This window comes from Bradyrhizobium sacchari, assembly GCF_002068095.1.
In the GTDB taxonomy this organism is placed as follows: domain Bacteria; phylum Pseudomonadota; class Alphaproteobacteria; order Rhizobiales; family Xanthobacteraceae; genus Bradyrhizobium; species Bradyrhizobium sacchari.
Genome location: NZ_LWIG01000001.1, coordinates 122,065 through 145,840 on the forward strand (window position 1 = coordinate 122,065; position 23,776 = coordinate 145,840).

Consider the following 23,776-nt stretch of genomic DNA (forward strand, 5'->3'; position numbering starts at 1 on the left):
TCGGCGGTGTTCACGATCAGGTCGCTGGTCACGTCGAGTTCGCCGCCGCTCACCTGGATCAGCGCGTGATTGGTAATGCTGTGCGGCGTCGCCGGATCGATCGTCAGCATGCCGCCGGTGACGGTGATCGTGCCGGTATTGGTGATGTCGGCATTGTTGATCGCGCTGATGCCGGTCGATTCCAGCGTCCCCACGATCGTCACCGTCCCGCCGTCGATGACTGCACCGACGAGATCGAGCGTCGAACTGGAAGCGACCGAAACCGCGCCGGTGCCGTTGGTCACCGTCGTCGAGATCAGCTTCAGCGTGCTGCCGTTGATCGCGGCCAGCGTGCCGGTGTTGGTGACGGCCTCGTGGTCGATGTCGAGTTCGCCGCCATTGGCCTGAAGCGTACCCGCATTGGCGATGCTGGCCGAGGTCAGGGTGGTCAGCGTCAGCAGGCCGCCAAGCGCCTCGATCAGGCCGTTGTTGGTAATGGACGCGTCGGTGATCGTGGTTGCGCCCGACGAATCCAGCGTGCCCTGGACGGTGAATGCGCCGCCGGTCAGACCCGCACCGTTCAGCGTCAGTTGCTTGCTTGCATCGACCTTGACAGTGCCGTGATTGGCAATCGCGGTGCCCGCAACGGTGGCGTCGCCGAACGTCAGCGTGATGCCGCTCTCGACCGTGACGGCGCCAGTGTTCAGTGTCGCCCCGCCGTCGATCCTGCCGGCGCCGGTGACATCGATCGTGCCGGCGCCGTTGATGGCGCCGCCGCTGATCGTGGCGTCGGCAAGCGTCAGCGCGGCGTTACCGTCGACGATGACATTGCCGGTCGAGTTGTCGACCGTCGAGCCCTGATCGATCGCCAGCGCGCCGTTGGCCAGCACCTCGATGGTGCCGGCATTGATGATGGTCTCGTCGCTCAGCGCATTGCCGGCACCGCTGACCTTGAAGACGGCATTGTTGTTCAGGATGCCGCCGCCCAGGACGGCACCGCCGGTGAGGTCGATCTCGCCGTTGCCAGTGATTGTGCCGGCGCCGTTGAGACCGAAAATGGGGCCGCCTTCGCCCTCGCCGTTGCCAGTGCCGATAACAACGCCCGCCCCGGCGATCGTCGCGTTGTGGACGACCAGCTTGCCGCCGGCATCGACGGTGATGTGGCCCGCGTTGGTGACGTCGGAGCCCTGGTCGATGGTCAGCCAGCCATTCGCCAGCACCTTGATCGTGCCGCTCGACGTGTTGGAAACGGTCTCGTGGGCGAACTCGGCGGTGCCCTTGACGTTGACCGTGCCGGAATTGTTCAGCGTGCCGTACTCGACCAGGCTGACGCCGTCGAGCTCCAGCGTGCCGAGAATGGTGACCGTGCCACCGTCCACAGTCGTGCCGCCGACGATCAGCGTCGTGCCGGCGTCGGCCTTCAGCGTGCCGCCGGCATTGTGGATTCCGGCCAGCGTCGTCAGCGTGCCGCCGAACAGCTCGAGCGTCCCGGAATTGGTGATCGTGGTGCCAGCAGCGAAATCGCCGCCGCCGGCCAGCTTCAGATAGCCGGCATTGGTGAGCACGCTGGTGCCCAGGATCTCGGTCTTGCCGCCGACCGACATCGTGCCGGTCGCGGCGTTGGTGAGGATCGAGTCGGCGCTCATGTTGAGCGCGCCCGATATCGTCAGCGAGCTCAGATTGAGCAGCTTCGGCGGCGGGCCGCCGAAATCGTTCATCGTCACCGACTTGGCAAAGGCAGCCGCATCGATCGTCGCCGGATAGGATGGCGTCAGGCCGTGCAGCTGGTCGGTGATGACAATGACGTCGTCATTGATGGTCGGAACCGTGCCGGTTGCCCAGTTCGCGGCGTCCTTCCAGAAGCCACCGGACGGAGCGCCGGGCTTCTCGGTCGCGATCCACACCACGGCGGGCGCGTCAGTACCGGTGATCGTGACGGTGATGGTCTGTTGCGCGGTCGCGCCTTGCGCGTCCCTGACCGTCACGGTGTAGGTCAGCGTCAGCACTTCGCCGGCGGGAATGAAGTCGGCGAGATAGACCGGAAGATCGGCCAGCGACCAGTTGATGGTGCCGGTGCCGTCGCCGGTGCTGTCGGCGCCCGACGCGATCGCCACCGACATCGCGCTCTGGAAGGCGGCGAGCGGGCCCGGCGGAACCGTGCTGCCGTCAGGCAGGCTCGCGCTCGTCAGCGCGACGGATACCGTGTGCGTGTCCGTCAGATCCACATCGGTGAAGTTCAGCGTGCCCGAGGTCGGCACGTGGCTGATGAGCGGACCGCCCGGCACGCTGGTGCCGCCTTCGAAGGTGATGGTCGGAACGCTGGTGGTGATCACCGGCTTGTCGTTGGTGCCCGTGATCGTGATGGTGATCGGGATGAGGGTGGATTCAGCGTTGACCGCGAAATTGTTGTTGACGCGGACCATGTAGGTCAGCGTCAACGTTTCGCCGGCCGCGAGAAAGTCGAAGACGTGATCGGGGACCGTGTAGGTCCAGACCGCGGAGCCGTTGTTGTTGTTGCCGCCGTCGGCGGCGACGCTGATCTGGACCTGCGTCGCCGCGATGTCCTGCTTCTGCAGCGCGCTGAGGGAGCCGGTGACGTCCTGCTGGCCGGCATTCTTGTAGACGTAGTTCGGGGCGTCGCCGAGGCTCACGCTCACCGTCGGCAGGTCGCCCAGGTTCTGGTCGACGAAGGTGATCCGGCCGGAGATCGTATCGGAATGCGTGGTGTCGCCGGTCGTGTCCGCGCGCTCGGTCAGCGCGAACGCCGTCGTCACATTGCCGTTGAGGTCGAGGCTGCGCGAATCCGGCGCGCCAGGAATGCGGTTGCTGGTCGACGGGGAATGGCCCGGCCCCTGCTGCTGCGGCTGATTGACGTTCGTGAAGGTCGCGGTCGCGGTGGCGCCGGTGTCCGTCTTGATCACGACAATGTTGCCGGTCTGCGTGATCGTATCGGTGAAGTTCGTGGTCAGCTTGGTGTTGGTGTTGTTGTCGGTGAACTTCAGCGTGAACACGTCCGTGATCAGCTTCTGAACGTCCGGCGACATCAGCGCGTTCGTGATCGAGACGTTGCCGCCGCTGATCTGGATCATCTGGCCGGCCTGGTTGACCGTCGCGATCGGCAGCAGCGTGACCTTGTCGAACAGGATGTAGGAGCCCGTCGTGCCGTTCGGCTCGACCAGCACCTGGAAGCTCGCCTGCGGCTGCGGGTCGCCGCCGCCGGCGGGAACGACGAAATTGATCTGGGTCAGCACCGCGGTGCCACGGATGCCCATGGTGGCGACCGGCGTGTCGATCTTCATGTCGCCGTGCTTGGCGGTCTCGCCGGCGACGAAGGTGATGGTGCCCGCAACCAGGCTCAGCAGCGAGGAATTGTTCGACCCATTGGGGTCGTAGACCATCTCGTTCAGCACCATCCGCGCATTGGAGGACAGGCCGAACACGGTGCCGTCGATGAAGGTGATGCCAATCGTCGAATCCGCGCCGGTCGAGACCACGTCGCCCTTCTCGACGTTGTCGCCATTGTTGAGAATGACCGAAACGCCATTCCGGATCGCGGTCGCGCTGCCGGAGAGCTTGGTGACGTGACCGATGACCTGGGCCGCAGCATTGCCCGGCGCGGCCTGAGCAACCTGGACGTGCCCCGTCAGCGCGTTGACAACTTCGCCGGTGAGGTGGGCGCCATCGGACGAGGCGAGTGCGGCCCGCTTGTCGCCCCTGAAATAATCGTGAACGACGAAATCGCGCCCGTCATGGGACAGCACGAGGTCGAGACCTGCCCGCTTGAATTCGCCGTTGAAGATCAGGTTCGGGTCGGGAACAACGACAGCCCCGTCGGGCACGTGGCCGTGCGCCTTGGCGGTAAAGGAATCGACATAGCCGGACGAGTGGGAACCCTCGCCGTGGAAGGGAATCGCGGCGTCAAATTTGCCAGCGTAGTTCAACGGGGCACCGTAAAAGGGGTTAATAATTATGTAAGTATGGACCGGCTAAGCTTGCTTAGCATTACCAAGTCCTTAGCGAAACCATCTATTGCTTGTGTGATTTCGCATCACTTGGCTCTAGAGACGCTCGGGAAACCGCGCTTCCTGCAAGAAGACGAAGTAATACTTGCAGTATTCTGAAGTCGAACTTGGCTTTTTTGCGAACATTTCCAATCATCCCAAGTAACCATCCGTATAGATCGGACAGCGGACACTTACGTCATCTTTTCAGCGGGGTTCCCCGCGGCATCCTGCGGCAAATACGGAGCTAAATCTGTGACCTAACTAACAGACCCCGTGAAATCGCGGGCTCGTTAGCCATACGACAGAGAATCGGCGCCATCACAACCAAAGATTGCAATCGATTCCTTTTCGCCGCCGCGGGATACCTCCTAGCTCCCGATTCGTAAAATTTTACGCAATTTGGGCGGGCTTGTTTCAGCCTGTCCCACGGTTTTGGGCCCCCAGCCGGCCGCGTTAAGCTGAACAAAACGGCCCGTCTCGCACTATCTCCGCGAAAGCAACAAAGCCCGGCACGTCGAGGTCGATGCAGACCAAGGCGAAGCCGGAAGGGGATGTCAGATGGAGACCGCTGCTCGCTCGCGCGCCTGGCGCGCAATCCTTGTCCTGTGCGGACTGGTCCTGTTCGGGTCGGCCGCCGAGCTTCGCGCCGGCACGCTGCTGTCGCCGGGCGCCGGTGCGCTCGTGCGTAAATCCGCCGAGCCGTTCGGTGTGTTTGCCTTCGCCATCTCGTCCGGCAACCTCCAGCAGAAATGGTCCGCGCTGAAGTCCAGGCTCGACGACGACATGGTGCAGCTCGCGCTGTGCGACGGCGACCGCGACAATTGCGCCTCGCCCGCGGCCCTCAAGCTGCTCGCCATCGTCGACCAGGCCCGCATCCGCGACGGCCGCGCGCGATTGGGCGAGACCAACCGCGCCATCAATCTTGCCATCCACGCCGCCCATGACGGCAGCGACGACGTCTGGAGCTCGCCGCTTGCGACCTTCGCGCGCGGCGCTGGCGATTGCGAGGATTATGCCATCGCCAAGATGGCCGCGCTGCGGCTTGCCGGCGTCGCCGCCGAAGACCTCCGCATCGTCGTGGTGCGTGACGTCAGGGCCGGCGAAGACCACGCAATTGCCGCAGCAAAGCTCGACGGCCGCTGGCTGATGCTGGACAACCGCCGCATGGCGATGGTCGAGGACGACGCGGCACGCAGCTACCAGCCGCTGTTCGTGCTCTACCAGTCGGCCGTGATGAAATATGTCGACGAGCCGGCGCGGCTGTCGATGGCATCCGCCGAGGCGCATTGATCCTCACGCACCACAAACCCATTCCACCGCGCGATCCGAACCGCTAGCATGGCGCCTTCCATGCGGGGGCGACTGGAATGCGGTTCATCGTGCTGATTGTGCTTGCGCTAACGGCGCTCGCGGCACCCGCGTCCGCGCAAACCGACCGCGCCGTCGCTGATAGCCTGCCGTTGTTCGCGAAGAACAATTGCCAGCGGATTCGCGACCCCGGCAATCAATTGTTCTGCGGTGACGCCGGGCTTGCCGCCGCCGCCGAGAAGCTGAGCACAGCAATCGAGGCCCGGCTCGCCCGCCTGCCCGATCGGCTGCCCGCCATCGAGGAGAACGCGATCTGGGCCCGCCAGCGCAATCTCGGTTGCGGCATCGTCGGCCAGACCGCGATCCGCGCCGACGAGTTCGACCGGGTGAAGGCGTGCCTGCTCAAGGTGACCGAGGAACGCGCAGCGATCCTGCGCGATCCTGATTTCGACTGTCTGGCCGCCAACACCGCCGCGGGCGCGGTGATCTGCGCGGACCCGGCGCTGGCGCTCGCCGAAACGGAGCTCAATGGCCAGGTGCTCGGCCTGATCGGCAAGCTGGACCCGACCGCTGCGCGCTTTGCCTTCGCCGAATACGGGAGGTGGACGCGAGAGCGCGACCGCAAGTGCAATCTGGTCGGCAAGGAGAACGTGCCGCTGCAAGAGCTCGAATCTGCGGAAGATTGTCTCGCCGAGTACCTCACGCGCAAGACCGAGGAGATCCGTGCCGCCAAAGGCGATCCGAAAAGGGTGTTCGGTCGTCAGATCGCGGCCCACTCGCCCGACACCGACGCCGTCGATTTCTGCGCCGCGCGGATCCACGCCGCCAATTCGTGCGGCAACTTCCTCCGCATCAACCGCGTCTACGCCGTCGATAGCCAGGTGACCGACCAGGAGGCGCAGGTCACGGGCGAGATCGAGATGGTGGTGCTGGCGCCCTTCACCACCTGCAGCAAGGTTGCCTCCAGCTGCACCGGCACCTGCTGGGACCCGCGAACGGGGCGTCCGCAACCGGGCGCCGGCAGCAAAGAGCGTTCCGGCGAGGCCTTCAACGTCACGCGCCGGCTGAGGATCCAGCGAACTTTTGCTTTCGTGAAAGCCGCCGATGGCTGGCGTTGCCGGGAGGACGAACTGGCGCCCGTGAATTCGGGTAACGCGGCCGGAGGATCTTAGGGCTCGTCTTCCTTCTCCCTGCGGGAGAAGGTGGCGCGAAGCGCCGGATGACGGGTTCCCCCACACGCAAGACTGTTCGTGAGGATGGAGACCCCTCACCCGGCTTCGCTCTCGCCAAGCACCCTCTCCCGCAAGGGGAGAGGGTGCAGGGTCATCGCGGCGGAGAGATCAAAACATCAGATTGTCCTTGACCAGAACCCAGCGGCCGCCCTTGACCTGCTGCACCTGGGTGATGGTGTTGGCGAGGTGGTCGGTCTTGGAGAACTTGGTCGGCGGCGAGTTGAAGATGTCGAGGAATTTCTCGCCCGATTCGAGCGCATCCAGCATCTTCTGTCCCGTGAGATCCTTGCCCGCCTTGTTCGCGTAGAATGCAAACGTCATCACCGCGTTGTAGCCGATGATGGCCTGGGTGTTGGCGTCGGTGTTGAACATCTTCTTGTAGTTGACGAGCCAGTCCTTGACCTTGCCTTTCGCGGTGTCCTCATACGGGATCTCGAAGCCCGATGCCGAATAGAGGCCTTCGACCGCGTCCTTGCCGAGCATGGGCACTTCCATCACGTTGACGGGCGTCGCGCCGAGGAAGGTGACGTCCCAGCCGAGCTTCTTGGCCTCGGTCATGGCGCCGATGGGCTCACGCAGCACCGCGCCGAGCACGACGAGATCGCAGCCGTCGGACTTCATTTTGGCGATCTGCGCGCTGAAATCGGAAGCGCCGCGCTTGTAGCTCGTGATCGAGGCCGGCTGCACCTTCATGACGGTGAGCTGCTGGTTGAAGCCGTCGAGCACGTTCTTACCGTACTCGTCGTCCTGGTGCATGATGCAGGGCTTCTTGAAGTTCTTCCATTCCATCATGTATTTCAGCGCTGCCCGCGTGCTTTCGACATAGGGCAAGAGGTTGTTGAACTTCAGCCGCTCCTGCGGCTTGGCCGGGTCGAACTTGAAGGTGAACTCGGCCGCCGTCAGCGGGAAGAGCTGCAGCACGCCGGCATCGAGCAGGATATCCTGCGCGGCGAGCACCGTGGGCGATCCCATCGGCCCCACCATCGCGAAGATCTTGTCGCGCTCGATCAGCTTCTGGGACGCCAGCACGGCCTTCTTCGGATCGTAGCCGCTGTCTTCGACCACGAGCCGGATCTTGCGGCCGTTGATACCGCCGGCGGCGTTGATCTCCTCGACCGCCATCTTCATGCCGTTGGAGACCGGCACGCCCCAGCCCTTGATCGGACCCGACAGGTCCTGATGGGTGCCGAGGACGATCTCGGTTGCCGAGATGCCTTCATTGGTAACCTTGGTCTGCGCTGCGGCCGGCAGATGCGTGAGCATCACGGCGCTCACAGCAAGGCCGAACGCGCTGAACGATTTCGACATCGACGTCTCCTCTCCATAAGGCCCATGTTGCACGAAGGGCGGGGCCATCGCTCCTTCGCTTCTCGTCTGCGCATGCCTCCTTTCGGGCACGCGCGATTCAGGCGACCGCGCGCTCGCGATACATCGCGTCGATCTCGGCGGCATAGCGCTTGTTCACGAAGCTGCGCTTCAGCTTCATGGTCGGCGTCAGCTCCTCATCCTCCGGCGTGAGCTGGCGTTCGATCAGATAGAACCGCTTGATGGTCTCGACGCGGGCGAAATTGGCGTTGACGCCCTCGATCTCGCGCCAGATCAGGTCCTGGATCTCGGTCGCCCGGCACAGGCTGGCGTAATTGGTGAACGGAATGTCGTGGTCCTGGGCGAACTTCTCGACATTCTCCTGGTCGATCATCACGAGGCAGGTGAGATACGGCCGCTTGTCGCCGATCACGACGGCATCGGAGATGTAGGGCGAGAATTTGAGCTGGTTCTCGATCTCGGACGGGGTGATATTCTTGCCGCCGGATGTGATGATGATGTCCTTCATCCGGTCGGTGATGCGGACGAAGCCTTCATTGTCGATGGTGCCGACATCGCCGGTGTGAAGCCAGCCGCGCTGATCGATCGTCTCCGCGGTCTTCTCTGGCTGGTTGAGGTAGCCCATGAACAGGAAGTCGCCCCTGATCAGGATCTCGCCGTCGGGCGACAGCGCGACCTCGCCCCAGGACACCGCGGTGCCAACCGAGCCGAGCTTGATGCGCTCGGCCGGCATCATGGTGGCGACGCCGCAATTTTCGGTCTGGCCGTAGACCTCGTGCATGTCGATGCCGAGCGCGAGATACCACCGGATCAGCTCCGGCGCGATGGGTGCAGCGCCCGTGAAGGCGATGCGGCAGCGGTCGAGGCCGATCATGCGGCGGATGTTGCGGAACGCTAACCGGTAGGCGAAGCGGTTGGCGATGCGCAGCGACAGCGGCGGCGCCCTGCCCTCGAGCCGGCAATCGACCATGCGATAGCCGATGTCGATGGCGCGGCGATAGACCCATTGCTGCAGCGGCGTCGCATCCTTCAGCGCGATGGTGATGGCGGAATAGAATTTTTCCCAGATCCGGGGCACCGCGAGGAAGACGGTCGGCTGCACCTCGCGCAGATTGTCCGGTACGGTCTCCGGACTTTCGGCGAAATTCATCACCGAGCCGAGCGCAACCGAGATGTAATAGCCGCCGATGCGCTCGGCCACATGGCAGAGCGGCAGGAAGATCAGCCGGTCCTCGTCCTCGCGCGCCGGGATGAAGTCGTTGGCGTGCCGCATCTGGTGCGTGACGCTGCGGTTGGCGTGCATCGCGCCCTTGGGCGGGCCCGTCGTTCCCGAGGTGTAGACGAGCACCGCGAGATCGCCCGCACCGCGGCTGTCGATCATCTCCTGCCACAGCGCCTCGCGGCCGATCATGTGGTTGCGCCCGAGCGCGCGGAACTCCTCAAACGACATCACCATGTCGTCGGAGAATCCGCCGAGCCCCTCCATGTCGAACACGATGACCTTCTGCAGGGACGGGCAGCGCGCGCGGCAGGTGAGGATCTTGTCGAGCTGCTCCTCGTCCTCGGCGAAGATCACCTTCGTCGCGGAATCGTTGACGAGATACTCGACCTGGGACGACGAATCGGTCGGATAGATCCCACTGGAGACACCGCCGGCGCACAGGATGCCCATGTCGGCATAGACCCATTCGGGCACGGCGTTGGCGATGATGGAGGCGACGTCGCCGGGCATGAAGCCGATGGCGCGAAGCGCGTAGGCGATCTCCTTCGAGATTGCGAGCCATTCGCGCCAACTGGTCGGCTGCCAGATGCCGAACTTCTTCTCGCGGATCGCCGGCCGATCGCCCCGCGTCTCCGCGGCGCGCAAGAAGCTCTTTGCGATCGTATCAGCGACCGTCAGCACCGCCGGTCGGGCCATGCACGTCTCCTCCTTGTCGCCTTCCCCCTCCGCTGCCTGCCTTGCCGGCGGTCTGTGCGCTGGAGGGGTAACCCATCTAACGCCAAATTTTCTTCTAACGCCAAGTCTTCTTCTTTTTCCAGCGCCGTTCGCCTCTAGCGCCCGCTTCCTTGGCGCCAAGGTAAAACTCCTGGATGTCCTGGGAATGCATCAAGCGGTCGCAGCTGTCGTTCATCACGATGCGGCCGATCTCGAGCACATAGCCGTAATGGGCGGTCTCCAGCGCCACCTTGGCGTTCTGCTCGACCAGCAGGATCGACATGCCCTGCTCCTCGTTGACCCGGCGGATGATGGTGAAGATCTCCTTCACCAGCAGCGGCGACAGGCCGAGCGAGGGCTCGTCGAGCAAGAGCAGCGTCGGCCGGTTCATCAGCGCGCGCCCGATCGCGAGCATCTGCTGCTCGCCGCCGGAGAGCTGGCCGGCCGGCTGGTTGATGCGCTCCTTCAGGCGAGGGAAATAGCCGTAGACGCGCTCCAGATCCTCCGCAACGCCGTCGCGGTCCTTGCGCGGATAGGCGCCCATCATCAGGTTCTCGCGCACCGAGAGGAACGGGAACACCTCGCGCCCCTCTGGCACGTGGCTGAGGCCGAGCCGCACGATCCGGTCGGCCTCCATGCGCTGAATCGACTTGCCCATGAACTCGATCGCGCCCTTCTGCGGATCGAGGATGCCGGAGATGGTCTTCAGCACCGTGGTCTTGCCGGCGCCGTTGGCACCCAGCAGGGTGACGATGCGGCCGCGCGGCACCTCCAGCGAGATGCCGCGGATCGCCATGATCGGCCCGTAATAGCTCTCGACGTTGGAGAGTTTCAAGATGATGTCGGGCGAAACGGCTGCGACCATCGCCTCAGGCTCCGAGATACGCGGCGACGACGTCGGGGTGCTGCTGCACCTCGGCAGGCGAGCCCGTGGCGAGCACCCTTCCGTAGTTCAGCGCGATGACGCGGTCGGAGACGCGGTTCACCAGCGACATGTCGTGCTCGACCATCAGCACGGTGACGCCGAGCTCGCTCTTCATGTCGCGAATCCAGAATGACATGTCGTCGGTCTCCTCGACGTTGAGGCCGGAGGACGGCTCGTCGAGCAGGATCAGTTTCGGCTCCGAGCACAGCGCGCGCGCCAGCTCGATCACCTTGCGCACCCCGTAGGGCAGGCCCGAGATCAGCTTGTCGCGATAGGGCTCGAGGTCGAGGAACTCGATCACCTGCTCGACCCGGCGGCGGTGCACCTTCTCGTTGGCGCGCACGCTCGGCAGGAACAAGAGCTCCTGCCAGAGCTGGGTGGTCGAATGCCGGTGGCGGCCGACCAGCAAATTCGACAGCACGGTCGCGTTCTCGAACAGCTCGATGTTCTGGAAGGTGCGGGCGATGCCGAGCTTTGCGATGTCGTAGGGCGGCTGCTCGGTGATGTCCTGGTCCTCGAAGAAGATGCGCCCCGAGGTCGGCCGGTAAATGCGCGAGATCAGGTTGAAGATCGAGCTCTTGCCAGCGCCATTCGGCCCGATGATCGAGAGGATCTCGCCCTTCTCCACCGCGAACGACACCGCATCGACCGCCTTGAGGCCTCCGAAATGCAGCGACAGGTTCTCGGCGCGGAAATAGCTCATCGGTTGCGCTCCGACTTCACGTAGATCTTCTGCCGCTTGAAGGTGGCGCGCTTGTAGAGCGGGAACAGCTGGAAGAAGAGCTTGATCTTCAGCCAGCGGCCGTAGAGCCCGAGGGGCTCGAACAGCACGAACAGCACGATGATGATGCCGTAGATGGCGCCCTTCAGGCCATTGAGCGAGGCGAAGGCCGCAACCTTCGACTGGATGTTGCCCGCCGTCGCCGAGCTCGCCCCGAAGGTCGCGGCGATGCCGGCGATGATGCCGGGCATGTCGTCCTTGAGGTAGGTGAGGAACGGATCGATCATCACGATGAAGATCGCCCCCAGCACCGCGCCGTGCAGGCTGAAGGTGCCGCCGATCAGGATCACGATGATGAATTCGATCGAGAGCTGCAGCGTGAACATCTCCGGCGAGATGAAGGAGAGCTTGTGCGCGAACAGCACGCCGGCGAAGCCGGTGATCGCCGCCGAGATCGCAAAGGACTTGACCTTGTAGAGCGCGACATTGATGCCCATGCTGCGCGCCGCGGTCTCGCTGTCGCGGATCGCAACGAAGGCGCGCCCCGTCGGCGAACGCAGCAGATTGAGCGTGCCGACGATGGTCAGGACCAGCACGGCAAGGCACAGGTAATAGAAGGTCGGGCTGTCACGCGGCACGGTGACGCCGAGCAGCGACAGCGTCTTGACCCGCATGCCCTCGTTGCCGTGGGTGACGCTCTCCCACCGCGCCAGTATCTCCTCGACGATCAGGGCAAAGGAGATGGTGGCGATGACGAGGTAGATTCCGGTGAGGCGTAGCGCAGGAAAGCCGACCATCGCACCGATGATGCCGGTCAAGACGCCGGCGGCGAGGAAGTAGACCGGGAACGGCACGTTGTACTTCTGCAAATAGGCCGCGGTATAGGCCCCGATCGCGAGGAATGCCGCATGCCCGAGCGAGGCCTGCCCGGTGAAGCCGGTCAGGATCAGCAATGCCACGCCGACGGTCGCATAGATGCAGACGAAGACGAGCTGGCTCATCAGGTAGCTGGAGAGCAAATAGGGCGCGACCAGCAGCAGCGCGATCAGGATGCCGTAAGAGACAACGTAGCCCGAATGTGGAAACAGCTTGATGTCGTCCTCGTAGTCGGTCTTGAACAGGAAGCGCATGACGTTCAGACCTTCTTGCGGACGTGAAGGCCGAACAGGCCTTCGGGCTTCAAGAGCAGCACGGTGAGCAGGACGATATAGGGCGCGACGTCCTTCCAGCCCTCGGGCAGGTAAAACCCTGCCATGCTCTCGATCACGCCGATCAGAACGCCGCCGACCACGGCGCCCGGGATCGAGCCGAAGCCGCCGAGCACGGCGGCCGGGAAGGCCTTGAGACCGAGCACGAGGCCGACATTGGAATGGATGAAGGTGATCGGCGCCAGCAGCACGCCGGCGCAGGTCGCCACCGCCGCGCTGATCGCCCAGACGATCGACACCACGCGCTTGACCGGAATGCCCATGTAATAGGCCGCCAGCATGTTCTCGGAGCTGGCGCGCATCGCGGTGCCGAGCGTGGTCTTGTTGAAGAAGAGATAGAGCAGCGCGCACAGGATCATCGTCGCCGCGATCACCGACAGCTTGTCGTAGGCGAGGACCAGCGCGCCAATCCGCAGCACGCCCTGGCTGAACGGCGTCTCGATCTTAAGGTCGTCCGTGCCCCAGATCATGCCGGCGATCGAGCGCAGGAAATAGCCGAGGCCGATCGTGGCCATGATGATGGAGAATTGCGGGTAGCCGAGGATCGGCCGCACCACCACGCGCTCGGCCAGCATGCCGAACAGCGCCATGGCGGCCACCGCACCGGCAAAGCCGATCCAGTAGTTCAGGCCCATCATGCCGATGAAGGTGAAGGCAAAGAAGCCGCCCAGCATCATCAGGTCGCCCTGGGCGAAATTGACGACCTCGGTGGCCTTGTAGACGAGCACGAAGCCGAGCGCGATCAGGCCGTAGACGCAGCCGAGCGCAACACCGCTGACCAGCTGCTGAACGAAATCCAGCATCGCCGCGCTTCCTCCCGATGCAACGGGCGGATCTTTTGGCCGCCTCGCCGCATCTTGTGTCCAGTCGCTACGCAGTCGTTTCGCCGCGTTAGCTCCATTTGTCCCGGCGCCAATTCAGCCTGAACGCCTGCGCGCTGTCAACAAACGGTGACTTGTTAAGATGACTTGCCTTTAGTCCAACCCGCATGCCGGAATTTGCGGTAATGCGATTCACCCTGCCGAAACATCTTCGGGTCATGGTCGCGGGCAATGCAAAACCGGATGGTGTGGCGTCATGAAGCCGGACAGCTCGGCACTGGAAGTCCGAGGGTTAACGAAGCGTTTTGACCGGTTGGCGGTCGACAGCCTCGATCTCACCATTCACGCCGGCGAATTCTATGCCCTGGTCGGCCCCAACGGGGCCGGCAAGACCACCACTTTGCGCATGGTTGCAGGCCTGCTCAGGCCCGATGCCGGCGCGGTCTCGATCTTCGGCATCGATGCGCTGACCAATCCCGTCGCCGCCAAGCAGGTGATGGCTTGGGTCTCCGACGAGCCCATGATCTACGACAAGCTGACCCCGCTCGAATATCTCGAATTCGTCGCCGGCCTCTGGGGCATCGCGCCGTCGATCTCGGAGCCGGTCGCCGAGGCGCTGCTCAGCTCGCTCGGGCTCGAACCGCACCGGCACGAACGCTGCGAGGGCTTTTCCAAGGGCATGCGCCAGAAGGTGGCGCTGGCCGGGGCGCTGGTGCACGATCCCCGCCTCATCATTCTCGACGAGCCGCTGACGGGGCTCGATGCCGTCTCCGCGCGCCATGTGAAAGGCCTGCTCGGCGAGCGCGTCCGCGCCGGCTGCACCGTCATCATGACCACGCACATCCTCGAGGTCGCCGAACGCATGGCCGACCGCATCGGCGTGATCGCGTCGGGGCGGCTGGTCGCGCAAGGAACGCTCACCGAATTGCGCCAGCAGAACGGCCACGCCGACACCAGCCTGGAAGATCTCTTCATCGCGCTGGTGACGCTGCAGGAAGCCGCATGAGCTCGGCGACCGCACTGTCCTGGTTCGCCCGCCACGAGCTCAGGCTCGCCTGGCGGGAATGGTTCGCCATGATGACCGGCGGAAGGCGCACGCGGGCGCGCGCCGCCGTCATCGGCCTGCTGTTCTTCGCCGCGCTCCTGCACGTGCCGGCCTGGGCGGTGATCGGCCGCTTCGCCGATCTGCAGCTGCCGCTCGACAAATCCTCGCTGATCGTGATCACGGCGACGATCTTTCTGGCCTGGACCTTGATGCTGTCGCAGGCGATCGAATCGGTGACGCGGGTGTTCTACGCCCGCGCCGATCTCGACCTGATCATGTCCTCGCCCGCGACGCTGGCCAACCTGTTCTCGGTCCGCATCGCCGCGATCGCGCTCACCGTCACCGCGATGGCGCTGCTGTTCTCGACGCCGTTCATCGACGTGCTGGTGATCGGCGGCGGGCCGCGATGGCTTGCGGCCTTCGGCGTCGTCATCGCCATGGGCGTGTCGGCCGCGGCGATCGCAATCGCCGTCACCATCCTGCTGTTTCGACTGATCGGCCCGGCGCGGACGCGGCTCGTGGCGCAAGTCGTCGCCGCCATCATCGGCGCCGGCTTCGTGATCGCGCTGCAGGTCGCGGCGATCATGTCCTATGGCACGCTGTCGCGCTTCACCATCCTGACCTCCGGCAGCCTGGCCGCGCACGCCCCCGAGATCGATAGCATCTGGTGGTGGCCGGCACGCGCCGCCATGGGCGACAGCGGGGCGCTGCTGCCGCTTCTGGGGCTTGCGCTCGTGCTGCTCGGAAGCGTCATGGCCATCTTCTCGGGCCGCTTTGCCGACACCGCGATCGATGCGGCCGCCTACGGCAGGTCCGGCCGCCGCAGCGCGAAACAGCGCGCCTTCCGCGGCGGATCGCGGCAGCAGGCGCTGCGGCGCAAGGAATTCTCCCTGCTCTGGCGCGATCCCTGGCTGATCTCGCAGACCCTGATGCAGCTGCTCTATCTGGTGCCGCCAGCGCTGCTGCTCTGGCGCAATTTTGCCCAAAGCTCCGCGGCGCTGACACTCATCACGCCCGTCATCGTCATGGCGGCCGGACAGCTCGCCGGCGGGCTCGCCTGGCTGACGATCTCCGGCGAGGACGCCCCCGACCTGGTTGCGACCGCGCCGCTGACGCCGTCCAGCGTCATCCGCGCCAAGATCGAGGTGGTGCTGATCGCGATCGCCGTGATCTTCGGCCCGCTGGTCGCCGCGCTCGCCCTCGCCTCGCCGTTCCAGGCCGCGGTGAGTGCGGGAGCGATCATCGTCAGTGCGGCCTCCGCGACCGCAATCCAGCTCTGGTTCCGGGTCCAGGCCCGACGCAGCCAGTTCCGCCGCCGCCAGACCTCGTCGCGGCTTGCGACCTTTGCCGAAGCCTTCTCCTCGATCGGCTGGGCCGCGAGTGCGGCCCTGCTGCTCGCCATGCCGCTGGCGGGCCTGATCAGCGGCCTGATCACCGCGGGCCTCGTCGCCCTCACCTGGAAGTTCAGCCCAAGGCGCGACTAGAAGGCGCGACTAGAGGCGGGAGTGAAGGGGTACCGGTCCCCCGCGATGGCCAAGGCCGCGTCAGGTGTCGAAGGCCGGTTGTGCGCTCCGTACCGCGCTGGGCTTCCGCCGATCCGTCAGACGCCTGACCCAGTTGCGCCCCGGCTCCTCCACGAAGCGATATGTCGCGACCGACAGCAGCACGGTCAGCAGCAACATCGCAATTTGCAGGAGATCACCCAGCCAGAGCGATCCATTCATTGAGACCACCTTCGTCGGTTGGTGGTCCGCGCTCAGGGCATAGGAGACGAACAGCTCCATATGCCCGAGGCTTTCGACGACCATGAGGATCGCGCGCACAACGGCCCTGACGAGCGGATGCAGCATGTAGATCGAATAGGTCAGCGTCCCGATCAGGAGCATGGACGGCACGGTCAGCCGACGGCTGACCGCGCCGGCCTCACGCGCGAACACCAGAACGACCAGCGAGAACACCAGCGGCGAGGCGACCTGAAGGATGACGCTGCTTCCTGCGACCGAAACATAGAACACGACGAGCAGCAAACTCGCTGTCTCGAGCCATGTCTCGCCGGACGGCGCCACGCGTGCGCGCAACACCGGAAAGCGCTCTCGCAAATCGAAGCAGACAACGCCGAGCGCAAAACCATAAAGGCAGCGCACGAGGCCATAGTCGTAGGTCGCGTTCATCCCGTCCGGGCTGATGGTGGCGAGCACGATTGGCCCGGCAATGATCGGGAGCAGCCAGGGCCATAGTGTCGGCCCGATCCTGCTTACGACCGCGGCGAAGGTCACATAGGCGGCGAACTCGGCGCTGATGCTCCAGCTCGCGAAGTTCAGCCAGTTCTGCGGATTGACGCCGAGGCCTTGCAGGAGAAGGACGTTGGTGACGACGGCCTGCAGCAGGTTCGGGCCAATGCCGTCCTTCGCGGCATCGATGGGAATGAACAGCAGCAACGTCACGAGATGCAGCGGGTAGATCCGCCCAAGCCGCAGGGCGAGGAAGCGGCCCGCGCCGAACCCCTCGGCGAGACGCGCCCGATAGTTCGACGCGATGACAAAGCCGCTCAACACGAAGAAGAAATCGACGAAAAGATAGGCGTGTCTGGTCAGCGGCAGAAAGGACAGATGGCTGATCACGTCGAAATGAAACAGCGCGACCATGCAGGCGCAAATGCCACGCCAACTGTCGAGCGCATGATATCGGGTGGTGTTTTCAGCCCGGGCCATCGAAAACGGGTAGGCGAGGCCCCTCGCCGGAACAAGCAGAAGTTGACTCCATACTTAACGCAGCAAACGGTCGCGACATCGGCATGACGTCGGAACGATTCGAAGCTACACTGGCCGGATCGGGTGGATGCGGGCGGACTGGTGATGTCTCGGCTATTGCTGACGGCTTTGGCGTTCCTCGGCTGGCTGCTGGCAGCCGCCCTCGCCCAGCAGATACCCCAGCGCAGCGAATGCCTGGCGATGGCAAATGCGGCGCCGCGCGCCCTCCCCGTCGCCTTCAGGCAGGCGGCGGCCTCCCCGGAGGTCGAGATCACCTATGCGGGCCACTCCACCTATTTCATCGACACGCCCGGCGGCCTGCGCATCGCCACCGACTATAGCGGCGCCTATCAGGTCGGGCGGCTGCCCGACGTCGTCACCATGAACCGGGCGCACAGCACGCACTATTCTTTGTATCCGGACAAGCGCATTCCGCGTGTGCTGCATGGCTGGGGCGAGGACGGCAAGCCGGCCATTGTCTCCGAGCGCATCGGTGACACCTTCATCCGCAACGTCACCACCGACATCCGCCGCTATTTCGGCGACGATGCCGGCACCGACATGATCCGCGACGGCAATTCGATCTTCATCTTCGAGGTCGCCGGCCTCTGCATCGGCCATCTCGGCCACCTCCACCACAAGCTCGACGACAGCCATTTCGCCCAGATCGGGCGGCTCGACATCGTGATGGTACCGATCGACGGCACCTACACCATGTCGCTCGACGGCATCTCCGAGATCACGAGACGGCTGCGTGCTTCCGTGGTGCTGCCGATGCATCGCTTCGCCACGCCGCTCGACGACTTCATGCGCCGGATCGGCCAGCAGTTCGAGATCGACCGGCGCACCGAGCGTTCCCTTCGGATGTCGCGGGACACGCTGCCGTCGGTGCCGACGGTGATCATCCTCGACGGCGTCTGAGGCGCGAAGCCGGAACGCATCAACATTCACCGACTTGGTTGCTTCGAGATCGTCCTCGATCGGAGCAATCATGCGTAGAAGGTTCCTGGTCATCGGCGCGTTCGCCGCCATCTATCTGCTATGGGGTTCCACCTACTTCGCCATCACCTTGGGCCTGAAATCGATCCAGCCCTTTCTGCTGATGGCGCTGCGCTCGTTCTGTGGCGGCACCGTGTTGCTGGCGATGAGCGGCCGGCAGGTAGCGGACGTGTCGATGCGGACATGGGCAACGGCGTGTCTGTGCGGGTTGCTCTTCTTTGTCGGTTGCCACGGCGTGCTCGCCTTCGCGCAGCAATCGGTTCCTTCGGGCGTGGCCGCCATCGTGCTCGCCACGATCCCGTTCTGGATCCTGCTGATCGATACCTTGTTCCCCGGCGATCAGCGGCCCAGGCCGCTTGCCCTTCTCGCGCTGGTGCCGGGTTTCTTCGGCGTCGGGCTCGTCGCCTGGCAAAATGTCGAGCAGGCCGGCATCAGCATTCTTCCCGTCGTCTGGCTGTTGCTTGCGGCCTTGTCATGGTCCGCCGGGACCGTCCTGTCCCGACGCATGTCGAGCGAGACGTCCGCCATCCTGCTGTCGGGTATGCAGCTTTCGATCGGCGGCGCCGTTTTGTTCGCGATCAGCTGGCTGACGGGCGAGGTCGAAAACTTCAGGCCGCGTGACGTCTCGCCAATTTCGCTTGCAGCGGTGCTCTGGCTGATCGTTGCGGGCAGCGTGATCGGATTCGTCGCCTACAATTGGCTGTTGGAGAACGTCCCGACCTCGCTGGTATCGACCTACACGTTCGTCAACCCGGTGATCGCGGTGCTGCTCGGAACTATCGTTCTCGGCGAGCCGTTCTCACGCATGATGCTGCTCGGCGCGGGCCTCGTCATCATCTCCGTCATAATCATCTGGCGGGCGGAACACGCCGCGAACAGGCCGACGAACGAGAAGGACGACCGGAGCATGGCGCGTCTGTCCCCGCGCAAGACCTGACGATCGCCAACGGCAATTTTCTCCAAGCCCTCTGCGGTCCGGTCGTGCTGATCTCGCCGCGACGGGAGATAATCATGACCGACTTTGCACGATTGTTACACGCCGATGGACCGAACCCGGAGCACGCCGCGGCGCTTCGGCTTTACGGCCGCTTCGTCGGCGATTGGGACGCCGAGATCACGGCCCACGGCCCTGATCGAACGAAACACGTCGCGCCCGGCGAGATCCATTTCGGCTGGGTGCTGGAGGGGCGCGCCGTGCAGGACGTCTGGATCATTCCCCGGCCTTCGGGCGCGCCGGCCTTTCCGATCGCCGGCAATTGGTACGGCACGACGCTGCGGGTCTATGACCCCGCCATATCCGCGTGGCGGATTTCCTGGTTCGATCCCGGCCGCGGCGTGTTCCGCCAGCAGATCGGCCGTCCGCGCGGCGACGACATCGTGCAGGAAGGCACGACTGACGCAGGCGACCAGACGCGCTGGAGCTTCACCGAGATCACTGACCATTCCTTCCATTGGCTCGGCGAGGTCAAGCCTGCCGCGGCAAGCGATTGGCGGTTGGTTGTGGATGTGATGGCCAAGCGGCGGAAGGTCTGACGACCGCGTCGCCGCGCTCAGGACGAAGGGCGCGGTTGCGCGCCGCGCGCTGCTGCATGCAAGGACGAACTGCTAGGCTCCCACCATAACACTACAAAGGGAGCGAACGCCGATGGCTACAAGCGGTCTGCCCGCCAATACGAGCGGGCTATTCGTCGAGCCGCGCGAGGACTGGCTTGCGCTGCATCAGGAGGAGGTCATCGATCCCTCGCGGCCGATCGTCGATCCTCACCACCATCTCTGGAATCGCGGGCACCGCTATCTGATCGAGGAGATGGCCGCCGACATCGCTTCCGGCCACAACGTCATCGCCACCGTCTATGTCGACTGCCGCTCGATGTATCGCGCGCACGGACCCGAGGCATTCCGCCCGGTCGGCGAAGTCGAATTCGCCAACGGCGTCGCGGCGATGAGCGCGAGCGGCGCTTACGGCAAGACCGCGATCTGCGCCGGCATCGTCAGCCACGCCAATCTGCTGCTCGGAGACGCCGCAAAGCCGGTGCTGGAAGCCGAGATCGCCGCGGGCAATGGCCGTTTCCGCGGCATCCGGCATTCCTCGGCCTGGGACCAAGATCCGATCGTCGCCGGCATGTATGCGAACAGGCCGAAGGGATTGTTGCAGGACCAGGCCTTCCGCAAGGGCTTTGCCCATCTCGCCCCGCTGAACCTCAGCTTCGACGCTTGGCTGTTTCATCCGCAGATCGGGGAGCTGACCGAGCTTGCCCGCGCCTTTCCCGACACCAGGATCGTGCTCGACCATTGCGGCGGGCCGGCGGGCGTCGGCCGCTTCGCCGGACGGCGCGAAGAAGTGTTTCCGCAATGGCGCGCCTCGATCCGGGAGATCGCGACATGCGAGAACGTGGTGGTGAAGCTCGGCGGGCTCGCGATGTGCCTGCTCGGCTACGACTTCCACCTGCGTGAGAAGCCGCCGTCATCCGAGGAGCTCGCCGCGGCCTGGCGGCCCTATGTCGAGACCTGTATCGAGGCGTTCGGCCCAAAACGCGCGATGTTCGAGAGCAATTTTCCACCGGACAAGGGCCAGTGCAGCTACCAGGTGATCTTCAACGCTTTCAAGCGCATCGCCGCGCCCTTGAGCGAGGCCGAGAAGACGGCACTGTTCTCGCGGACCGCGACCGAATTCTACCGGCTCGATTTGCCGTCGTAACAGGATCTGCGTCACGACGAGAAAGAGGGGCCGGGATATTGATCCCGCCCCCTCTTCGTCGTGGCCGCTGGGAAGCGTCCTTGAAACCTGGAACGGACTAGCCGGCACCCATCAGCGAGGCCGGACGGCGCTCGCCGCTGAAGGCGAGCGTCTTCTTGAGCTTGTTGACGACGCGGATCAGGAAACCGATCATCACGGGATTGGTCTTGCGGCAGAAGGCGATCTTCTTGACATGGCCTTCGACATGCCATCTGGCATGCGCGCCGTCGCGGAAGAAGATGACGTCGCCGGGGCCATAGCGCTTCGGTGGCATGCCTTCGCTCTCGAGCACGATCGATCCTTCCATGATCATGATCGTCTCGTCGATGTCGTAATACCAGTTGAAGCGGCCTTCGGTGCAGTGCCAGATGATGGTCTGTGCGGTGCCGTCGGCGCTGGTCGACAGGACGCGCGAGCGCGACACCGGATTGCCTTCGATGATCCAGGACGGCTCGATCGGCCGCAGCTCAAGCTCGACATTGCAATTACCGGTTTCAATCAATGCGCGCGACATCCATGTCCCCAGGAGATATAATAATATGTATGGCCGGGTCTCGGCCCGGATTGTTTCGAAAGATGTCGGAACGCTAGTAGCCGGTTTTTAATTCTTTCTTACGCAGGCCCCGACAATCAGCCGCAAGTTGCAGGTGCGAAGCCGCTAACGCCGGGATTTCCCTGTAATTTCGCGGACATGAACCCATCTTTTGCGGGGTGCGACAAAATGCGCGAACGCGACCTGAAAGGAGCCGTGCCGATGCCGCTTAGCCCGGAGGTTTTGACAGCCAGAGGCGACGTGGTCGCCCGGCTTGGCGGCTTCGACATCTCCTTCGCCCCGGACGAAGAACCCTGGTTCACCATTGACGGCATCGAAAGCCCCCGGCAGGTCGGCGGCGACGGCGCCGGCGGCGCATTCGTGCTGCTGCCATCGCAGGACGTGCTCTACGTCTCATCGGAGGGGCGCGCAGGAATCATCGCGGAAAGCTTCGAGGCATTCGTCCAGCTCGTCGTCGCCCGCCCCTACTGGCTCGATATCCTCAAATTTTCTGCCGGCGGCGACCTCTCCGAGATGCGGCGCGCGGCGGATGCGCTGGAGGCGACCCTTGAGAATGAGGACGAGGTCAACGAGGCCCGCGAGGATATCCGCAAGAGCCTCGCCCTGCCCGAGCCGGACGATCCCATCGGCGCTCTCTACGAGGCGGTCGCCGCCTCCGACGCCATTGTGCGAGCCACCGACGGCAGCCCGTTCACGACGCTGTTCAACCGTTTCAGCATCGACAACAGCCCGTTGCTGCGCAACGCGGCGGCGTGAGGACGGCCTGCGCGCGCGCCTCGTCCTTCGAGACGACCGCTTCCAGCGGTCTCCTCAGGATGAGGCTATCGGTGCCGTTGAAACGACCGCCGCAGACTCCGTCCTCATCCTGAGGAGCCCCTAAAGCGGGCGTCTCGACGGATGGCCGCAGGGGAAGCCGCTTCCAGATGCCATAGCCGTGCCTCTACGGGAGAGGTGAAGCGTGTTACTTCGCCCACTCGCCCCTGCGGAACACCGGGACCTTGCTGCCGTCGGCGAGGATGCCATCGATGTCGGTCTCGGCCGAGCCGATCATCCAGTCGATATGGATCAGGCTCTGATTGCCGCCTTGCGCGGCGATCTGCTGCGGCGTGAGCTGGGCGCCGTTGACGAAGCACTTCGAATAGCACTGGCCGAGTGCGATATGCGAGGCGGCGTTCTCGTCGAACAGCGTGTTGTAGAACAACAATCCGCTCTGCGAGATCGGCGAGGAATGCGGCACCAGCGCCACCTCACCGAGCCGGCGGGCGCCCTCGTCGGTGTCGAGCACCTTGTTGAGCACCTCCGCGCCGCGCGAGGCCTTGGCGTCGACGATCTTGCCGTCCTCGAAGCGCACTGCGATGTTGTCGATCAGCGTGCCCTGGTAGGACAGCGGCTTCGAACTCACGACATGGCCATAGACGCGCCGGCAATGCGGCGTGGTGAAAACCTCTTCGGTCGGGATGTTGGCGTTGCAGCTGATGCCGTTCTTGGACAGCGAGGCGCCGCCTTCCCATTCATGGCCGTCGGCAAGCCCGATGGTGAGGTCGGTGCCGGGTCCCGAATATTGCAGCGCGCGAAAACGCTGGCCGTTGAGCCAGTTGGTGCGCTCGCGCAGCACCGCATTGTGGCTCGCCCAGTTGGCCATCGCATCCTCGCGGTCGACGCGAGAGGCGGCGAAGATCGCGTCCGCGAGCTTGCCGACCGCGATCTCCTCGGGATCATTGGGGAAGACCTGCTTGGCCCAGGACGGGCTCGGATAGGCGATGATGTTCCAGTTGGTGTCGAAATTGACGATCTTTTCCAGCGCCGGCTGATAGGCCATCGAATTCGCCTTGCTGGCGCGTGCGACCTTGGAAGGATCCTCGCCCGACAGCAGCATCGGATTGTCGCCGACGATGGCGAGCCGCGCGGTGTTGTCCGAGAAGGCCTTGGCCATGCCCTCGTAGAGCCAGTTCGCGGCGCGATCGAAACTGTTGTCGTGACCGTGGCGGTAGCGCGCCAGCGTCATCTCCTCGTCCGACAGGATCGGCGTGACGATGCCGGCGCCGGCCTTGTAGGCATGCACGGCGATCCGGCGCACCAGCGGCAGCGCGATCGCCGGCGCCGTCAAAAGCAGATCCTGTCCCGGCCGCAAGCCCAGGCCCACCTTCACCGCCACCTCGGCCAGCCGGTCGAGTTTCGCGGGATCGATGGGAGTGGCGGTGATGCGTTGATCGGTCATGCCGGGTCCTCTGC

General features: G+C 64.3%; 19 protein-coding genes. 9 read left to right on the top strand and 10 right to left on the bottom strand.

What is annotated here, in order from left to right; all coding sequences use genetic code 11:
* Positions 1-3,920: VCBS domain-containing protein (locus A5906_RS00610; RefSeq protein WP_201723777.1), on the bottom strand; the 3,920-nt coding region annotated here is incomplete at its 3' end.
* Between the two features lie 621 nt (positions 3,921-4,541).
* On the opposite strand from A5906_RS00610, the gene A5906_RS00615 reads away from it, so the two are divergent.
* Both A5906_RS00615 and A5906_RS00620 read left to right on the top strand, forming a co-directional pair.
* Entirely contained in the window at positions 4,542-5,273 is a 732-nt protein-coding gene (locus A5906_RS00615; RefSeq protein ID WP_080133376.1) for a transglutaminase-like cysteine peptidase, read from the top strand.
* A 77-nt stretch (positions 5,274-5,350) separates the two neighbouring features.
* On the top strand, positions 5,351-6,463 hold the full coding sequence (locus A5906_RS00620; RefSeq protein ID WP_080133377.1) for a lysozyme inhibitor LprI family protein: 1,113 nt from the start codon (positions 5,351-5,353) through the stop codon (positions 6,461-6,463).
* Between the two features lie 168 nt (positions 6,464-6,631).
* Here A5906_RS00620 and A5906_RS00625 read toward each other — a convergent pair whose 3' ends face one another.
* The 6 genes from A5906_RS00625 to A5906_RS00650 all read right to left on the bottom strand — a co-directional run bounded on the left by A5906_RS00625 (position 6,632) and on the right by A5906_RS00650 (position 13,442).
* Complete coding sequence (locus tag A5906_RS00625; RefSeq protein ID WP_080133378.1) at positions 6,632-7,831, bottom strand: ABC transporter substrate-binding protein; 1,200 nt, start codon at positions 7,829-7,831, stop codon at positions 6,632-6,634.
* Between the two features lie 97 nt (positions 7,832-7,928).
* Positions 7,929-9,767 (bottom strand): AMP-dependent synthetase/ligase, encoded by a 1,839-nt coding sequence (locus A5906_RS00630; protein ID WP_080133379.1) that lies wholly within the window; start codon positions 9,765-9,767, stop codon positions 7,929-7,931.
* A 94-nt stretch (positions 9,768-9,861) separates the two neighbouring features.
* Positions 9,862-10,650: an ABC transporter ATP-binding protein gene (locus A5906_RS00635; RefSeq protein WP_080133380.1), complete on the bottom strand. Its 789-nt coding sequence runs from the start codon at positions 10,648-10,650 to the stop codon at positions 9,862-9,864.
* 4 nt (positions 10,651-10,654) lie between these two features.
* Complete coding sequence (locus A5906_RS00640) at positions 10,655-11,413, bottom strand: ABC transporter ATP-binding protein (RefSeq protein ID WP_080133381.1); 759 nt, start codon at positions 11,411-11,413, stop codon at positions 10,655-10,657.
* Positions 11,410-12,561, bottom strand: a complete 1,152-nt coding sequence (locus A5906_RS00645; protein ID WP_080133382.1) for a branched-chain amino acid ABC transporter permease — start codon at positions 12,559-12,561, stop codon at positions 11,410-11,412. Before A5906_RS00645 ends, A5906_RS00640 begins: the two co-directional genes overlap by 4 nt.
* Before the next feature lie 5 nt (positions 12,562-12,566).
* Positions 12,567-13,442, bottom strand: a complete 876-nt coding sequence (locus A5906_RS00650) for a branched-chain amino acid ABC transporter permease (RefSeq protein WP_080133383.1) — start codon at positions 13,440-13,442, stop codon at positions 12,567-12,569.
* Between the two features lie 274 nt (positions 13,443-13,716).
* On the opposite strand from A5906_RS00650, the gene A5906_RS00655 reads away from it, so the two are divergent.
* Positions 13,717-14,466 carry an ABC transporter ATP-binding protein gene (locus A5906_RS00655; protein WP_080133384.1) on the top strand — a complete coding sequence of 250 codons (750 nt, stop codon included), beginning with the start codon at positions 13,717-13,719 and terminating at the stop codon, positions 14,464-14,466.
* Positions 14,463-15,989 (top strand): permease, encoded by a 1,527-nt coding sequence (locus A5906_RS00660; RefSeq protein ID WP_080133385.1) that lies wholly within the window; start codon positions 14,463-14,465, stop codon positions 15,987-15,989. Before A5906_RS00655 ends, A5906_RS00660 begins: the two co-directional genes overlap by 4 nt.
* Before the next feature lie 60 nt (positions 15,990-16,049).
* Here the strand turns inward: A5906_RS00660 and A5906_RS00665 are convergent, their stop codons facing one another.
* The gene (locus A5906_RS00665) at positions 16,050-17,216 is read right to left on the bottom strand and encodes an acyltransferase family protein (protein ID WP_080133386.1); all 1,167 of its coding nucleotides are present in this window, start codon (positions 17,214-17,216) and stop codon (positions 16,050-16,052) included.
* A gap of 144 nt (positions 17,217-17,360) precedes the next feature.
* Here A5906_RS00665 and A5906_RS00670 point away from each other — a divergent pair, with 144 nt between their 5' ends.
* From A5906_RS00670 to A5906_RS00685, 4 genes are all read left to right on the top strand, one after another.
* Positions 17,361-18,176 carry an MBL fold metallo-hydrolase gene (locus A5906_RS00670; RefSeq protein ID WP_080133984.1) on the top strand — a complete coding sequence of 272 codons (816 nt, stop codon included), beginning with the start codon at positions 17,361-17,363 and terminating at the stop codon, positions 18,174-18,176.
* A 70-nt stretch (positions 18,177-18,246) separates the two neighbouring features.
* Positions 18,247-19,191, top strand: coding sequence for an EamA family transporter (locus A5906_RS00675; RefSeq protein ID WP_080133387.1), 945 nt, complete (start codon positions 18,247-18,249; stop codon positions 19,189-19,191).
* A gap of 74 nt (positions 19,192-19,265) precedes the next feature.
* Positions 19,266-19,787, top strand: a complete 522-nt coding sequence (locus A5906_RS00680; RefSeq protein ID WP_080133388.1) for a hypothetical protein — start codon at positions 19,266-19,268, stop codon at positions 19,785-19,787.
* A 112-nt stretch (positions 19,788-19,899) separates the two neighbouring features.
* On the top strand, positions 19,900-20,952 hold the full coding sequence (locus A5906_RS00685; protein WP_080133389.1) for an amidohydrolase family protein: 1,053 nt from the start codon (positions 19,900-19,902) through the stop codon (positions 20,950-20,952).
* 97 nt (positions 20,953-21,049) lie between these two features.
* Here A5906_RS00685 and A5906_RS00690 read toward each other — a convergent pair whose 3' ends face one another.
* Positions 21,050-21,505 carry a cupin domain-containing protein gene (locus tag A5906_RS00690; protein ID WP_080133390.1) on the bottom strand — a complete coding sequence of 152 codons (456 nt, stop codon included), beginning with the start codon at positions 21,503-21,505 and terminating at the stop codon, positions 21,050-21,052.
* Positions 21,506-21,712: 207 nt separating this feature from the next.
* On the opposite strand from A5906_RS00690, the gene A5906_RS00695 reads away from it, so the two are divergent.
* Positions 21,713-22,300: a hypothetical protein gene (locus tag A5906_RS00695; RefSeq protein ID WP_245326540.1), complete on the top strand. Its 588-nt coding sequence runs from the start codon at positions 21,713-21,715 to the stop codon at positions 22,298-22,300.
* A 205-nt stretch (positions 22,301-22,505) separates the two neighbouring features.
* On the opposite strand, the gene A5906_RS00700 is transcribed toward A5906_RS00695, so the two are convergent.
* Positions 22,506-23,762, bottom strand: a complete 1,257-nt coding sequence (locus A5906_RS00700; protein ID WP_080133391.1) for an aminopeptidase — start codon at positions 23,760-23,762, stop codon at positions 22,506-22,508.
* Positions 23,763-23,776: the final 14 nt, after the last annotated feature.

Coding starts and splice junctions, on each gene's coding strand:
- A5906_RS00615 (WP_080133376.1), top strand. CDS start 4,542: ATGGAGACCGCTGCTCGCTCGCGCGCCTGGCGCGCAATCCTTGTCCTG.
- A5906_RS00620 (WP_080133377.1), top strand. CDS start 5,351: ATGCGGTTCATCGTGCTGATTGTGCTTGCGCTAACGGCGCTCGCGGCA.
- A5906_RS00625 (WP_080133378.1), bottom strand. CDS start 7,831: ATGTCGAAATCGTTCAGCGCGTTCGGCCTTGCTGTGAGCGCCGTGATG.
- A5906_RS00630 (WP_080133379.1), bottom strand. CDS start 9,767: ATGGCCCGACCGGCGGTGCTGACGGTCGCTGATACGATCGCAAAGAGC.
- A5906_RS00635 (WP_080133380.1), bottom strand. CDS start 10,650: ATGGTCGCAGCCGTTTCGCCCGACATCATCTTGAAACTCTCCAACGTC.
- A5906_RS00640 (WP_080133381.1), bottom strand. CDS start 11,413: ATGAGCTATTTCCGCGCCGAGAACCTGTCGCTGCATTTCGGAGGCCTC.
- A5906_RS00645 (WP_080133382.1), bottom strand. CDS start 12,561: ATGCGCTTCCTGTTCAAGACCGACTACGAGGACGACATCAAGCTGTTT.
- A5906_RS00650 (WP_080133383.1), bottom strand. CDS start 13,442: ATGCTGGATTTCGTTCAGCAGCTGGTCAGCGGTGTTGCGCTCGGCTGC.
- A5906_RS00655 (WP_080133384.1), top strand. CDS start 13,717: ATGAAGCCGGACAGCTCGGCACTGGAAGTCCGAGGGTTAACGAAGCGT.
- A5906_RS00660 (WP_080133385.1), top strand. CDS start 14,463: ATGAGCTCGGCGACCGCACTGTCCTGGTTCGCCCGCCACGAGCTCAGG.
- A5906_RS00665 (WP_080133386.1), bottom strand. CDS start 17,216: ATGGCCCGGGCTGAAAACACCACCCGATATCATGCGCTCGACAGTTGG.
- A5906_RS00670 (WP_080133984.1), top strand. CDS start 17,361: ATGTCTCGGCTATTGCTGACGGCTTTGGCGTTCCTCGGCTGGCTGCTG.
- A5906_RS00675 (WP_080133387.1), top strand. CDS start 18,247: ATGCGTAGAAGGTTCCTGGTCATCGGCGCGTTCGCCGCCATCTATCTG.
- A5906_RS00680 (WP_080133388.1), top strand. CDS start 19,266: ATGACCGACTTTGCACGATTGTTACACGCCGATGGACCGAACCCGGAG.
- A5906_RS00685 (WP_080133389.1), top strand. CDS start 19,900: ATGGCTACAAGCGGTCTGCCCGCCAATACGAGCGGGCTATTCGTCGAG.
- A5906_RS00690 (WP_080133390.1), bottom strand. CDS start 21,505: ATGTCGCGCGCATTGATTGAAACCGGTAATTGCAATGTCGAGCTTGAG.
- A5906_RS00695 (WP_245326540.1), top strand. CDS start 21,713: ATGCGCGAACGCGACCTGAAAGGAGCCGTGCCGATGCCGCTTAGCCCG.
- A5906_RS00700 (WP_080133391.1), bottom strand. CDS start 23,762: ATGACCGATCAACGCATCACCGCCACTCCCATCGATCCCGCGAAACTC.